The sequence below is a fragment of the Mesorhizobium sp. XAP4 genome (genome assembly GCF_029269325.1).
GTDB lineage: Bacteria > Pseudomonadota > Alphaproteobacteria > Rhizobiales > Rhizobiaceae > Mesorhizobium > Mesorhizobium ciceri.
This window is the reverse complement of record NZ_JARIXW010000001.1, coordinates 1,570,825-1,583,257: the sequence shown is the minus strand read 5'-3', so window position 1 is coordinate 1,583,257 and position 12,433 is coordinate 1,570,825. Positions and strand designations below refer to the sequence as shown.

The window sequence follows — 12,433 nt, the reverse complement described above, 5'->3', positions numbered from 1 at the left end:
ACCCTGGCTCATGCGACTTCGAAGATGGCTTCGATTTCCACTGCGGCATTAAGCGGCAGGCAGGCCGTGCCGACGGCGGAGCGTGCATGCTTGCCGCGCTCGCCAAGGGCGGCGACCAGGAAATCGGAGGCGCCGTTGGCAACCAGATGCTGCTCGACGAACTCGGGTGTCGAGGCGACGAAAACGGTGATCTTCACCAGGCGGCTGATCTTCTCGAGGTCGCCGAGTGCTGCCTTGGCCTGCGCCAGGATGTTGATCGCGCAGTATTTTGCCGCGTCCTTGCCGCCTGCGGTATCGAGATCGCGGCCCAACAGCCCGCTCGCCTGCAGCTTGCCGTCCTTGAGCGGCAATTGCCCGGCAGTGAACAGCAAATGGCCGGTCCTGCAATAGGGCACGTAGTTGGCGGCGGGCGCGGCGGCGACGGGAAGCGTCACACCCAGATCGCTTAGCCGCTTTTCGATTGTTTCACTCATGGTATTTCCCTATTGCTTGGTGACGCCGCGCCGGCCGGGCCGAAATTGCTATTTTTGCCTCGCTTCCGCCACGACTTTTTTTAAGCTGGACCATCTTTCCCTGCGGCCTGCCATCAGTCGCGACGATCGGAGTACCTCATGCGCGCAACGCGCCTCGCATTCCATGCCGTCCTGTTGTCGGGGATATTCTCGATAGGCCCTGTCTTCGCAGCGCCGGCACTGCAAGCCCACCGCGCCGTCTACGATCTTACCCTGAAAAAGGCTTCCGATCAGTCCGGCATCACGGGCATATCCGGCCGCATGGTCTATGAGTTCAATGGCTCGGCCTGTGAAGGCTATACGGTGAAATTCCGATTCGTCACCCAGATCGTCACCGCCGACAACACCAGGTTGACCGACCAGCAGACGACCACTTTCGAGGATGCCGAGGGCAAGACCTTTTCGTTCGTGACAAAGTCCTTCGTCGACCAGAATCTCGACAAGGAGGTCAAGGGCATCGCCACGAAAGAGACCAAGGGCCTCAAGGTCGACATCGACAAGCCTGAAAAGAACAGCGTCGAGCTCGCGACAACCCAATTCCCGACCCAGCATTTGGTCGAATTGATCGGCAAGGCCGAAAAAGGCGAGAATTTTTACGAAACCAACCTGTTCGACGGTTCCGAAGACGCCAACAAGGTGATGACCACCACCGTCGTTGTCGGCAAGAAAACCGATGCCGACAAGGCCGACCCGGAAGCTTCGGCACTGGCAAAGCTCGCCACCGACAAATACTGGCCGGTCGACATCGCCTATTTCGACGACACCAACAAGACCGGCGAAGAGGTTCCGGAATACCGTATCAGCTTCAAGCTGCATGAGAACGGCATCACCCGCGATCTCGTCATGGACTATGGCGACTTCTCGATGACCGGCAAGCTGGTCAACCTGTCGCTGTTCGACCAGACAAAACCTTGTCCCGCCAAATAGTGCCTGTCTAGGCAGCTGATTTGCCACGGCACGGCGTGGTCGTAACGAACGACTTGAACGTGCCGCAATCGTCCCTCAACCTCTTCCAGCGTCCAGGCGCGAGGGGGATCAGCTTGAGCAGGATCGATACGTTCGTCGCGCCGCGGCCCAACCCGGCACTGATCAGGGCCATGACATCCGTCAACCGGATCGTCATGCTGCGCGGCATTCCCGGGTTTCGGGATCTGTTGCCGTTCAATCGCCTGGCCGGTCTGCGCGGCGTCTCAAATGTCCGCCATATCGACTTTCCCGACGCCGATCTTGAGCGGCTGAAGGCCAGTTGCGGGGCAGGGAAGGCGACCTTCATCACGCCCAATCATCCCGAGTTCTTCACCGACTGGATGATCGACAAGGAAATCGTGTCGCAGGTCAGCCCGCTCACGGCCTCATGGGCGACCAATGGTGTCGTCAACGGCCTTGGCCGGCTGATGCAGAAGTTCTGGCTGGCCAACAATCTGATCGCCCAGATTCCCGGCAACAGCGGGGCAGCGAAGGAACACTCGATCGCCTGGGCCTTGAAAGGCCATGGCGTGCTGCTGCATCCCGAAGGCGGCGTCGGCTGGCATGCCAATGTCGTTGCGCCTTTGCTGCCGGGTGCCGTCGAGATGGGACTGGAAGCCCTCAAGCGCGGTCGGGCCACGGATCCCAATTTCAAGGTCTGGATCGCGCCCGTCGTCTGGAAGCTTGCCTTCACCGGCAACGTCGAAGCGGCACTGGCGAAGGAATGCGCCTATGTCGAGAAAAACCTCAAAATAGAACGCCAGGCGACCGACACGCTGCCGCAGCGCATTCACCATGTCTATTCGACACTGCTGGCCCGCGATGAAGCTGCCAGCGGCATGCTGTTCGACCAAGGCGCTTCCTATGCCCAGCGTCAGAGGGTTTTGGTCACCGAGCTCAGCCGCCAGCTCGGCAAAAGTATCTCAGCCGACATTGATGTCGCCGACATCACCGAGCTTCTGCGGCGGGCGCGCCGCTGGCAGCGCGAAAACACTGGCGATGCCGAACGGCAAAGGCAGGTCCGCGCGCTCGTCGATAGAGTTCAGAGGCTGCAACGCGTCGGACCCTGGGCCTGCGCCAATCCGCGCATTAGCCAGGAGGAGATCGCCGAACATCTGAAGCGGATCCGCAACGACTATTGTCGGGGCGGGCTGCGCGACACGATGAACCGGTTCGTTCCGCAGCCGGCCGGGCCGCGTTGCGCCCACATCCGGGTGCCGGAGGCACTGGGCTTGCATGAGCATACGGGCTCGATCGACGATGCGGTTGCCGATCTGCACCGTCGCATGCAGGATACAGTCACCAACATCGTCGCCGAGCTTGCAGCCAATGGCGGCTTCATTTTCTATCCGAATCCATTCTATCGTCACTGACATCAGCCGGGCCATGTGGCCGACTGTCGTGACGGATGGAAGGCAGACAGCAAGCTTTATGGCAGCCTATGTCGACGCAGCGATCTGGAACTGGGCCGGCCATCGCTGGTGCCATCTGTTGGCCGACGACACCGACGAGTTGCATCGCTTTGCCGCGCATCTTGGCGTCAAGCGCTCATCCTACCAGGGGCCGCCCAAGACATCGGCGCCGCATTATGACATAACCGGCTTCGAGCGTGACCGTGCGGTGCGGCTCGGCGCCATCGAATGCAGCCGCGAGGAGATCGTCGCGGTCTTCCGGCGGGTGCGGGTGCCGAACGGCAAGATAAAGCGCTGACGGCAGCGCGCGGATCGTCGCACGCGGCACACAGGTCCCGCGGCACTTGCGTTTATCGCGCATCCCCTCTATATGCGCGCTCATTCCACACACGGACTTTGGTGTCTGCCCGGGAGAAATCCGGCTGAAACCTCCGGTGGCGTTCGAGGACAAAGTCCAAAAATGCCTGTGTCCGTGGAGGCTAACCGGAAAGGAACTTTGAATGGCACTGCCTGATTTCAGCATGCGCCAGCTTTTGGAAGCTGGCATTCACTTCGGCCACCAGACCCATCGCTGGAACCCGAAAATGGCGCCCTACATCTATGGCGCCCGCAACAACATCCACATCATCGACCTCAGCCAGACGGTGCCTTTGCTGCACCAGGCGCTGAAGCAGGTTTCCGACACCGTCGCCAAGGGCGGCCGCGTGCTGTTCGTCGGCACCAAGCGCCAGGCGTCCGACATCGTCGCCGATGCGGCACAGCGTTCGGCCCAGTACTACGTCAACTCGCGTTGGCTCGGCGGCATGCTGACCAACTGGAAGACGATCTCGAATTCGATCCAGCGCCTGCGCAAGCTCGACGAGATGCTGGCCGGCGAGGCGCAAGGGTTGACCAAGAAGGAACGCCTGAACCTCGACCGCGAGCGCGAGAAGCTCGACAAGGCGCTGGGCGGCATCAAGGACATGGGCTCGACGCCCGACCTGATGTTCGTGATCGACACCAACAAGGAAGCGATCGCCATCCTCGAGGCCAAGCGCCTCGGCATTCCGGTCGTCGCCATCATCGATTCGAACTGCGATCCGGACAAGATCGACTTCCCGATCCCCGGCAATGACGACGCGGCCCGCGCCATCCAGCTCTATTGCGATCTGATCGCCAAGGCTGCGATCGACGGCATCGCCCGTCAGCAGGGCGCGCTCGGCGTCGACATCGGCGCTTCGATCGAAGCTCCCGTCGAACCCGCGCTCGACCCGGCTCCGGCCCCGGCTGCAGACGCTCCGGAAGCTTGATAATCGAAGGCCGGTTGCGGCCTTCATCTTTCTCATATTCTGGCACGCTAAACAGACGCACCATCGAATACCGATGGTGCGTCGGTGCATTTAAAACAAAGAGGCGACAATGAGCATTTCGGCTGCACAGGTCAAAGAACTCCGCGACTTGACCGGCGCGGGCATGATGGATTGCAAGGCGGCGTTGACCGAGACCAACGGCAACATGGAAGAGGCGGTCGACTGGCTGCGCAAGAAGGGTATCTCCAAGGCTGACAAGAAGGCTGGCCGCACCGCGGCTGAGGGCCTGATCGGCGTCGACAACGGCGTGCGCGAGGCTGCCGTCGTGGAAGTCAATTCCGAGACCGACTTCGTTGCCCGCAACGCCGCGTTTCAGGAAATCGTCGCCAATGTTGCCAAGGTTGCGCTGGCCTATGGCACGACGGAGGCTGTGGCCGCCGCAAAGTATCCAGGTTCCGACAAGTCGGTTGCCGACACCATCAAGGACGCTGTCGGCACCATCGGCGAAAACATGGGCTTCCGCCGCTCGGCCAAGCTCACCGTCACGCACGGTGCTGTCGCCACCTACGTCCACAACGCAGTTGCCGATGGTCTTGGCAAGCTCGGCGTTCTGGTCGCGATCGAGACCACGGGCAATGAGCATGCCGCCAATGCCTTTGGCCGCCAGGTTGCCATGCATGTCGCCGCCACGAACCCGCTGGCGCTGACGGCCGAGCAGATCGATCCGGCTGCGGTCGAGCGCGAGAAGGCGATCTTCGCCGATCAGGCGCGCCAGTCCGGCAAGCCGGAAGCGATCATCGAAAAGATGGTCGAAGGCCGCCTACGCAAGTTCTATGAGGAAGTCGTGCTCCTGAAGCAGGCCTTCGTGCTCAATCCCGACATCACTGTCGAGCAGGCACTGAAGGATGCCGAGAAGGAAATCGGCGCTCCGGCCAAGATCTCCGCCTATCTGCGCTTTGCGCTCGGCGAAGGCATTGAAAAGGAAGAGACCGATTTCGCGGCGGAAGTCGCGGCTGCGGTGAAGAAATAATCCTTACAAATAGCCCCCTGAAGGGGCTTCTCAGCTCAGGCAACTCGGCCGGGTGTCCGCAAGGATGCCCGGCCGATTTCTTGTGCGGTGTCGATAAAGGCCCTGAGCTTCGGCGCCATTGACGCCCGGCGCGGGAAATAGAGGAATAGCCCCGGTTCCTCGATCGCCGTCTGCGGCAGCACCTGGACCAGGCGGCCCGCGGCAAGATCGGCGCGCGCCAGCGGCTCGAAGACATAGGCAAGCCCGACGCCTGCAAGCGCAAGATCGATTGCTGCGAGCGAATCCGTCACGACAACGCTGCCCCGCGTCTCCATGGCGATGTCCTTGCCATCCTCGATCAGATCCCAGCGATAGAGCGCACCGGAGCGGACGAGCCGGTAGCCAATACAATTGTGGCTCGCCAAATCGGCAACGCTGCTGGGACGGCCGTGCCGTCCGATATAAGCGGGCGAGGCCACGATGACGACGGAGAACGGCGGCGTCAGCCGGACCGCGACCATGTCCTGGGCGATCATCTCGCCAAGCCGGATGCCGGCATCGAAGCCTTCGCCGACGATATCAACCAGACCCTGGTCAGCGAAGACCTCGACCGTAACCTCCGGATAGCGCTCGGCCATCGCGGCGACCACCGGCGTCACCGCCAATGGTATGGCGATGTTGGAGGCGTTGATCCTGAGCAGGCCAGACGGCCTGCCTTTGACGCTGCGGATACGGTCCATCCGCTCGGCAATATCCTGGAGGGCCGGAGCCGCCGTTTCCACCAGCGCCTTGCCGGCCTCGGTGAGCGAAACGCTGCGCGTCGTCCGTGCGAACAAAGGCTGGCCGATCCGCTCTTCGACAATGCGCACCGCATGGCTGACTGCCGAAGGGCTCATGCCGAGTTCGGCGGCGGCAAGCGCGAAGCCGCCGCGTCGGGCCACGGCGACGATCACAGGCAAGTGGGTGAGCAGGTCCCGGTACATTCATGCATGATATCGCATGGTCCATGCGAACAATGCAATCTTATCGATGTCGGCCGAGCGGTCCACATTGCCGGCCGTACGTCGGCGATGGGCTGATGGCATCGAGGAGAAAGAACATGAATGCGTTGAAGCGCGTAACTTTCGCGGCAGGCATGGCGTTGGCGCCGATGGACGCCGGCGGGGCGGAGCCATCAGACTGGCGGGCGCTCGCAGACGAACGCGCGGTCATTCGCATTGCCGATGCCATCGACCGGGCCGTCGACGCCCAGGACTGGAAGCTTGCACGCAGCTATTTCGCGGATCGGGCCACTGCCGATTTCAGCAGCCTTTCCGGACAGCCGGCGGCCAACATCGCTTCCGACGACCTGATTGGCGCCTGGGCGGCCAACCTCAAGGGCAGCAAGACAAGCCTGCATCTGCGCACCAATCACCATGTCGTTCTCGAAGGGGATACGGCGACTGTCCTGTCAAACGGCTATGCCTGGAACCGGATGGAAGGCAATGGCGACCCGCTTTGGGAGGTCTGGGGCACCTATAAGCATCACCTGACGCGTTTTGCGGATGGCTGGAAGGTCGATGGCTTTGCGTTCCGCATGACACACGAGCGCGGCAATCCCTGGGTCAAGACCACTCCGGGCCAGTGACGCTCGGGCATCTGTCACCAAGCATTGGAAGACGATTATGACCATGACCTACTACACTCTTGGCAACAGCGGCCTCAGGGTCAGCCGGCTGGCGCTGGGCACGATGACTTTCGGCACGGAATGGGGCTGGGGAGCCGACAGGGATACGGCGCGGGCGATGTTCGACGCCTATGTCGAGGCGGGCGGCAATTTCTTCGACACGGCGGATCTCTACACAGACGGCACGGCCGAAGCCTGGCTTGGCGAATTCATCGCCGAGCGCGGCTTGCGCGACATGGCGGTGATCGCCAGCAAGTTCACCATGAACATGCAGCCCGGCAATCCGAATGCCGGCGGCAATGGCCGCAAGAACATCATGCGGGCCGTCGATGCTTCGCTGAAACGGTTGGGGACCGACTATATCGATCTCTATCTCATGCATGTCTGGGACAGGCTGACCCCGGCCGAGGAGGTCATGCGCACGCTGGACGACCTGGTTCGGATGGGCAAGGTGCGCCATGTCGGTCTTTCGGATGTGCCCGCCTGGTATGCGGGCCGCGCACAGGCGATCGCCGAATTGCGCGGATATGAGCCGGTTTCGGCGCTACAGCTCGAATATTCATTGGCCGAACGCGCGATCGAGAATGAGTTCGTGCCATTCGGCACGCGCCATGGCGCCGGCATCATGGTGTGGAGCCCGCTGGCCAGCGGACTGCTGAGCGGCAAGTATCGGCCGGCTCAGGCCGGAACCGCGGGCCGGCTCGACGGATTTCGCAACTCGACGCATCCGGGGTTCCAAAAGTTCACGCAACGCAACTGGGCTATCGTGGCCGAACTCGAGAAGGTCGCATCCGAGATCGGCCGCAGCATGCCTCAGGTCGCGCTCAACTGGGTAGCGACGCAGCCGGGGATCGCGACCGTCATTCTCGGTGCGACGACGCTCAGCCAAATGCAGGACAATCTTGGCGCGCTGGATTTCGAGATTCCGAAAGCGCATCGCGACCGGCTGGAGAGGGTCAGCAGAACTCCAGCGCCGTTTCCCTATTCCTATTTCGGCGCGCAGATACAGGCGCGCGTCACCGGCGGCGCGACAACCGGCGACAAGCCCTCCAACTACGTGTCACCGGTGCTTATCGAAGGAGAGTCGGCCAGCGTGTCCACCAATTGATTGATGGGACAGGAAACCGGCGAATTTGCCGTTTGGGCGCCGCGTGACATCGCGGCGCCCTTCGTGTATCGGAACGCCATTGTTTCGAGGCGGCGCCTGCGCGAGGGTAGCCACCGGAACGCGCCACATGCAAATGAAGAGGCCCAGATGACGGTGAAGCCCCTCTACCGACGTGTCTTGTTGAAAGCGTCGGGCGAAGCATTGATGGGCGAGCAGCATTTCGGCATCGACGTTTCAGTGGTGGATCGCATCGCCGGCGACATCGCCGAGGCGCGTGCATTGGGCATCGAGGTCGGCGTCGTCATCGGCGGCGGCAACATCTTTCGCGGCGTGGCGGTTGCCTCCAAGGGCGGCGACCGTGTCACCGGCGACCACATGGGCATGCTTGCCACGGTGATCAACTCGCTGGCGCTGCGCACGTCGTTGAACAAGATCGGCGTCGACGCCGTGGTGCTTTCGGCGATCGCCATGCCCGAACTTTGCGAGAGCTTTTCGCAGCGCCAGGCGACTGCCTACATGAACCAGGGCAAGGTGGTGATCTTCGCCGGCGGCACCGGCAATCCGTTCTTCACCACTGATTCGGCCGCCGCCCTCCGCGCGGCTGAAATTGGCGCCGACGCACTGTTCAAGGGTACTCAGGTCGACGGCGTCTACTCGGCGGACCCGAAGAAGGACCCGAATGCGACGCGTTTCGAGCGCATCAGCCATGGCGAAGTCATAAATCGCGGCCTTTCCATCATGGATACTGCAGCGATTGCACTTGCGCGCGAAAACAACATTCCGATAATCGTCTATTCGATCCACGAAAAAGGTGGTTTCGGCGATATTCTGAGGGGCGGCGGCCGCTGCACGGTCGTCGCGGACGATTGATCGGCGGCCTGGCCCGAAGGGAAACCGGTTTTCGAAGGTCCGATTCGAAGACGGCCCCGAAGCAGTGAGCCCGCATTAGACGGGTCGAGGAGATAAAGATGAGTGGTGAGTACGACGATCTCAAGCGGCGCATGGATGGGGCCATCGCCGCGTTCAAGCATGATCTGGCTTCGCTGCGGACCGGTCGCGCCTCCAGCAATCTGCTCGATGCGATCCAGGTGCAGGCCTATGGCACCACCATGCCGATCAATCAGGTCGCCAACGTCTCGGTGCCGGAGCCGCGCATGATCTCGGTGTCGGTCTGGGACAAGTCGATGGTTGGCGCGGTCGACCGCGCGATCCGCGAATCCAATCTGGGTTTCAACCCGATCGTGGACGGCACCAACCTCAGGATTCCGCTTCCCGAACTCAACGAACAGCGCCGCAAGGAACTGGTCAAGATCTCGCACACCTACGCCGAGAACGCCCGGGTCGCCGCGCGCCATGTGCGCCGCGACGGCATGGACTTCCTGAAGAAGGCGGAGAAGGACGGCGACATCAGCGAGGACGATCAGCGCAAGCGCTCGGACCAGGTTCAGAAACTTACCGACGAGACGATCAGCACCATCGACCACCTGCTTTCCGATAAGGAAGCTGAAATCATGCAGGTTTAGGGTCTTGGCCTCCGGCTGACCCGAAAGCGAGAACATGGCAACGCCCGCGCATGTCGCGATCATCATGGACGGAAACGGACGCTGGGCCAAGGCGCGCGGCTTGCCTCGTCTTGCGGGCCATCGTGCCGGCGTCGAGGCGCTGCGCAAGACGGTGCGCGCAGCACCCGGGCTCGGCATCTCCTACCTGACCGTCTACGCTTTCTCGTCGGAGAACTGGTCGCGGCCGAAATCCGAGGTCAGCGACCTGATGGGCCTTCTGAAAATGTTCATCCGCCGTGACCTTGCCGAACTGCACCAGAGCGGTGTGCGGGTTAGAATCATCGGCGACCGGGCAGGGCTGCAGCCCGATATCAGGGGACTGCTCGACGAGGCCGAAACGCTGACGGCCGCAAACGAATCGCTGACGCTGGTGATCGCCTTCAACTATGGCGGACGCGACGAGATTGTTCGCACGGCGCAAAAGCTCGCTTTGGCCGTGGCGCGTGGCGAACTCGACGCCGAGGCGATATCAGCCGAAAGCTTTGCCGTTGCGCTTGATACGCAAGGCATTCCCGACCCGGAACTGGTCATTCGCACCAGCGGCGAGCTTCGGCTGTCGAATTTCCTCCTGTGGCAGGCCGCCTATAGCGAGCTCGTCTTCCTGCCTTGCTACTGGCCCGACTTCAGCCGCGAGCACCTTGCCGAGGCTTTGCGTGAGTTTGCTGGCCGCGAACGCCGGTTCGGCGGACTTGGAGGCCAGGACGTCGCTTCGCGACCGGCCGCGGGATGAGCAATCTCCAGCTGCGTGTCGTTTCGGCGATCGTGCTCGCCATCATCACTCTCGGTCTGACCTGGATCGGCGGTCTGCCGTTCCGGCTGCTGTGCGCCGTGATATCGGCGGCGATCTTCTATGAATGGACCCGCATGTCGCGCCCGACCGGGGCCACGGGCCTGGGTTTCCTGCCGGAAGCATTGCTGGTCGTCTTCGTTGGCGCCTTGATCGGCGGCCTGGCCGCCTCCTGGCTGCTACCGCTTGTGGCGGCCATTGTTGCCGGAACGGCGATAGCCGCCTCGCTTCGCAAGACCGGACAATGGGATGCGAGCGGCCTCGCCTATGGCGCGGTTTCAGGCCTGTCGCTCGCCTTGCTGCGCGATGGCGATCGTTCGGGCCTCATTGCCATCCTGTTCCTGTTTGCGGTCGTCTGGGCCACCGATATCCTTGCCTATTTCGTTGGCCGTGCCGTTGGGGGGCCGAAACTGGCGCCCTCTATCTCGCCCGGCAAGACGCGCAGCGGCGCGCTCGGCGGTGCGCTCGGCGGCGTCGTCGCCGGGCTGGTCCTCGCCGTAGTTGCCGGTGTCGGCAATCTGGCATTGCTCGGCCTGGTGGCGCTCGTGCTGTCGATTGTCTCGCAGGCAGGCGACCTGTTTGAATCCTGGGTCAAGCGCCGCCATGGCCGCAAGGACTCAGGCGCGCTCATCCCGGGCCATGGCGGCGTCATGGATCGTGTCGATGGGCTTGTCGCAGCCGCATTCGCCCTATACGTCATCGGCTGGATTTCGGCGAACGCCGATCATCCGGCGCAGGGTCTGTTTCCCGTTTGAGTGGTGTCATTTCAGGTCCTTTGCGCGATGCGCCTTGGATTCGCCCGGATTGGTGTCACAGTCACGGCGCAGTCTGCGCCGTGGAAGAATTTGAGGGTTTGTCTTGAACGAGATTCTTCACGCGCTTTTCAGCACACAAGGCTTTGTCCTCGGCACGCTGGTGCCATTCCTCTTCGTGCTGACCGTGGTCGTGTTCGTCCACGAAATGGGCCATTACCTTGTCGGGCGCTGGTGCGGCATCGGCGTCAGGGCCTTCTCGATCGGCTTCGGCCCGGAACTCTTCGGCTTCAACGACAGCCACGGCACGCGCTGGAAACTGTGTGCGATACCGCTTGGCGGCTATGTCAAATTCGTCGGCGACATGAACGCCACATCGAGCCAGCCGACGTCGGAAGAAATTGAAACGCTGACCGAGGAAGAGCGCAAGGTCGCCTTCCACACGCAGCCGATCTGGAAGCGCGCGGCAACGGTGGTGGCCGGACCGCTGTTCAATTTCCTGCTGACGATCGTCGTCTTTTCCGTGCTGTTCACCGCCTATGGCCGCTATGTCGCCGAGCCGATGGTGGCCGAGGTGACCGCCGACAGCCCGGCGGCGAAGGCCGGCATCCTTCCCGGCGACCGATTCGTCAGCGTCGACGGCAACAAGGTCGAAACCTTTGGCGACGTCCAACGCCTGGTCTCGGGCCGTGCGGACGACGCAATCACTTTCGTCATGCTGCGCGACGGCCAGGAGGTCACTGTGACCGCGGCACCGCGGCTGATGGAACAGGAAGACGCGCTCGGCAACAAGGTCAAGGTCGCTGTAATCGGTGTCGTCAACAACAAGGAACTCGGCCAGCCACGGCTCATCACCTACACGCCTGTTGGAGCTGTCGCGGCAGCGGTCGAGGAAACCGGTCACGTCATCCAGCGCACCGGCCAGTTCCTGCAGCGCTTTGTTGTCGGGCGCGAAGACAAATGTCAGCTGGGCGGCCCGGTGAAGATCGCCGACATGGCGGGCAGGGCTGCGAAACTGGGATTCGAATGGCTCGTGCAGCTGGTTGCACTGCTATCCGTTGGCATCGGAATTCTGAACCTTTTGCCGATTCCCCCCCTCGACGGCGGTCACCTCTTGTTCTACGGGGTGGAGGCTGTCATTCGCCGTCCGGTGTCGGAACGGATGATGGAAATGGCCTATCGGGCCGGGTTGCTTCTGGTGCTGTGCTTCATGGGGTTCGTTTTTTGGAACGATCTGTTTGGGTGCTGAAATCATGAAGAAATTTGGCTTCTGCATGGACGATGTTGAGACGCCGTTTACCATGCAAGGGGATATGAGTGACGCGAAAGCCACGCCGCAGGGTTAAGTAAATACAAATTAACCAGAAGCC

Annotated in this window: 14 protein-coding genes; 12 read left to right on the top strand and 2 right to left on the bottom strand. The window is 62.0% G+C overall.

Features of this window, described 5'->3' with window-relative positions:
• Nucleotides 1-8: 8 nt before the first annotated feature.
• Nucleotides 9-473, bottom strand: coding sequence for a RidA family protein (locus tag P3C39_RS07985; RefSeq protein ID WP_063167962.1), 465 nt, complete (start codon nucleotides 471-473; stop codon nucleotides 9-11).
• A 138-nt stretch (nucleotides 474-611) separates the two neighbouring features.
• On the opposite strand from P3C39_RS07985, the gene P3C39_RS07980 reads away from it, so the two are divergent.
• The 5 genes from P3C39_RS07980 to tsf all read left to right on the top strand — a co-directional run bounded on the left by P3C39_RS07980 (nucleotide 612) and on the right by tsf (nucleotide 5,209).
• Nucleotides 612-1,439 (top strand): cell envelope integrity EipB family protein, encoded by an 828-nt coding sequence (locus P3C39_RS07980; protein WP_013531768.1) that lies wholly within the window; start codon nucleotides 612-614, stop codon nucleotides 1,437-1,439.
• 113 nt (nucleotides 1,440-1,552) lie between these two features.
• A complete protein-coding gene (locus tag P3C39_RS07975) occupies nucleotides 1,553-2,851 on the top strand; it encodes a hypothetical protein (protein WP_275953072.1) in 1,299 nt (432 codons plus the stop codon).
• A 58-nt stretch (nucleotides 2,852-2,909) separates the two neighbouring features.
• The gene (locus tag P3C39_RS07970) at nucleotides 2,910-3,188 is read left to right on the top strand and encodes a DUF4031 domain-containing protein (RefSeq protein ID WP_013531766.1); all 279 of its coding nucleotides are present in this window, start codon (nucleotides 2,910-2,912) and stop codon (nucleotides 3,186-3,188) included.
• A gap of 202 nt (nucleotides 3,189-3,390) precedes the next feature.
• The gene (rpsB, locus tag P3C39_RS07965; protein WP_013531765.1) at nucleotides 3,391-4,179 is read left to right on the top strand and encodes a 30S ribosomal protein S2; all 789 of its coding nucleotides are present in this window, start codon (nucleotides 3,391-3,393) and stop codon (nucleotides 4,177-4,179) included.
• A gap of 109 nt (nucleotides 4,180-4,288) precedes the next feature.
• Nucleotides 4,289-5,209, top strand: coding sequence for a translation elongation factor Ts (tsf, locus tag P3C39_RS07960; RefSeq protein ID WP_275953071.1), 921 nt, complete (start codon nucleotides 4,289-4,291; stop codon nucleotides 5,207-5,209).
• Between the two features lie 35 nt (nucleotides 5,210-5,244).
• Here tsf and P3C39_RS07955 read toward each other — a convergent pair whose 3' ends face one another.
• A complete protein-coding gene (locus P3C39_RS07955) occupies nucleotides 5,245-6,171 on the bottom strand; it encodes a LysR family transcriptional regulator (RefSeq protein WP_127371741.1) in 927 nt (308 codons plus the stop codon).
• A gap of 116 nt (nucleotides 6,172-6,287) precedes the next feature.
• Between P3C39_RS07955 and P3C39_RS07950 the strand changes: the two genes are divergently transcribed.
• From P3C39_RS07950 to rseP, 7 genes are all read left to right on the top strand, one after another.
• A complete protein-coding gene (locus P3C39_RS07950; RefSeq protein WP_275953070.1) occupies nucleotides 6,288-6,815 on the top strand; it encodes a nuclear transport factor 2 family protein in 528 nt (175 codons plus the stop codon).
• Between the two features lie 37 nt (nucleotides 6,816-6,852).
• Nucleotides 6,853-7,962: an aldo/keto reductase gene (locus P3C39_RS07945; RefSeq protein WP_063167967.1), complete on the top strand. Its 1,110-nt coding sequence runs from the start codon at nucleotides 6,853-6,855 to the stop codon at nucleotides 7,960-7,962.
• Nucleotides 7,963-8,109: 147 nt separating this feature from the next.
• A complete protein-coding gene (gene pyrH / locus P3C39_RS07940; RefSeq protein WP_013531760.1) occupies nucleotides 8,110-8,832 on the top strand; it encodes a UMP kinase in 723 nt (240 codons plus the stop codon).
• Between the two features lie 98 nt (nucleotides 8,833-8,930).
• A complete protein-coding gene (gene frr / locus P3C39_RS07935; protein WP_013531759.1) occupies nucleotides 8,931-9,485 on the top strand; it encodes a ribosome recycling factor in 555 nt (184 codons plus the stop codon).
• Nucleotides 9,486-9,519: 34 nt separating this feature from the next.
• Nucleotides 9,520-10,254 (top strand): isoprenyl transferase, encoded by a 735-nt coding sequence (locus P3C39_RS07930; protein WP_013531758.1) that lies wholly within the window; start codon nucleotides 9,520-9,522, stop codon nucleotides 10,252-10,254.
• The gene (locus tag P3C39_RS07925; RefSeq protein WP_275953069.1) at nucleotides 10,251-11,066 is read left to right on the top strand and encodes a phosphatidate cytidylyltransferase; all 816 of its coding nucleotides are present in this window, start codon (nucleotides 10,251-10,253) and stop codon (nucleotides 11,064-11,066) included. Before P3C39_RS07930 ends, P3C39_RS07925 begins: the two co-directional genes overlap by 4 nt.
• Nucleotides 11,067-11,169: 103 nt before the next feature.
• The gene (rseP, locus tag P3C39_RS07920) at nucleotides 11,170-12,312 is read left to right on the top strand and encodes an RIP metalloprotease RseP (RefSeq protein ID WP_127258987.1); all 1,143 of its coding nucleotides are present in this window, start codon (nucleotides 11,170-11,172) and stop codon (nucleotides 12,310-12,312) included.
• Nucleotides 12,313-12,433 lie beyond the last annotated feature (121 nt).

Bases quoted from the DNA above. Each gene is read 5' to 3' on its own strand.
- rpsB (WP_013531765.1), top strand. From the start codon at position 3,391: ATGGCACTGCCTGATTTCAGCATGCGCCAGCTTTTGGAAGCTGGCATT.
- P3C39_RS07980 (WP_013531768.1), top strand. From the start codon at position 612: ATGCGCGCAACGCGCCTCGCATTCCATGCCGTCCTGTTGTCGGGGATA.
- P3C39_RS07970 (WP_013531766.1), top strand. From the start codon at position 2,910: ATGGCAGCCTATGTCGACGCAGCGATCTGGAACTGGGCCGGCCATCGC.
- pyrH (WP_013531760.1), top strand. From the start codon at position 8,110: ATGACGGTGAAGCCCCTCTACCGACGTGTCTTGTTGAAAGCGTCGGGC.
- tsf (WP_275953071.1), top strand. From the start codon at position 4,289: ATGAGCATTTCGGCTGCACAGGTCAAAGAACTCCGCGACTTGACCGGC.
- P3C39_RS07930 (WP_013531758.1), top strand. From the start codon at position 9,520: ATGGCAACGCCCGCGCATGTCGCGATCATCATGGACGGAAACGGACGC.
- P3C39_RS07945 (WP_063167967.1), top strand. From the start codon at position 6,853: ATGACCATGACCTACTACACTCTTGGCAACAGCGGCCTCAGGGTCAGC.
- P3C39_RS07955 (WP_127371741.1), bottom strand. From the start codon at position 6,171: ATGTACCGGGACCTGCTCACCCACTTGCCTGTGATCGTCGCCGTGGCC.
- P3C39_RS07985 (WP_063167962.1), bottom strand. From the start codon at position 473: ATGAGTGAAACAATCGAAAAGCGGCTAAGCGATCTGGGTGTGACGCTT.
- P3C39_RS07925 (WP_275953069.1), top strand. From the start codon at position 10,251: ATGAGCAATCTCCAGCTGCGTGTCGTTTCGGCGATCGTGCTCGCCATC.
- P3C39_RS07950 (WP_275953070.1), top strand. From the start codon at position 6,288: ATGAATGCGTTGAAGCGCGTAACTTTCGCGGCAGGCATGGCGTTGGCG.
- frr (WP_013531759.1), top strand. From the start codon at position 8,931: ATGAGTGGTGAGTACGACGATCTCAAGCGGCGCATGGATGGGGCCATC.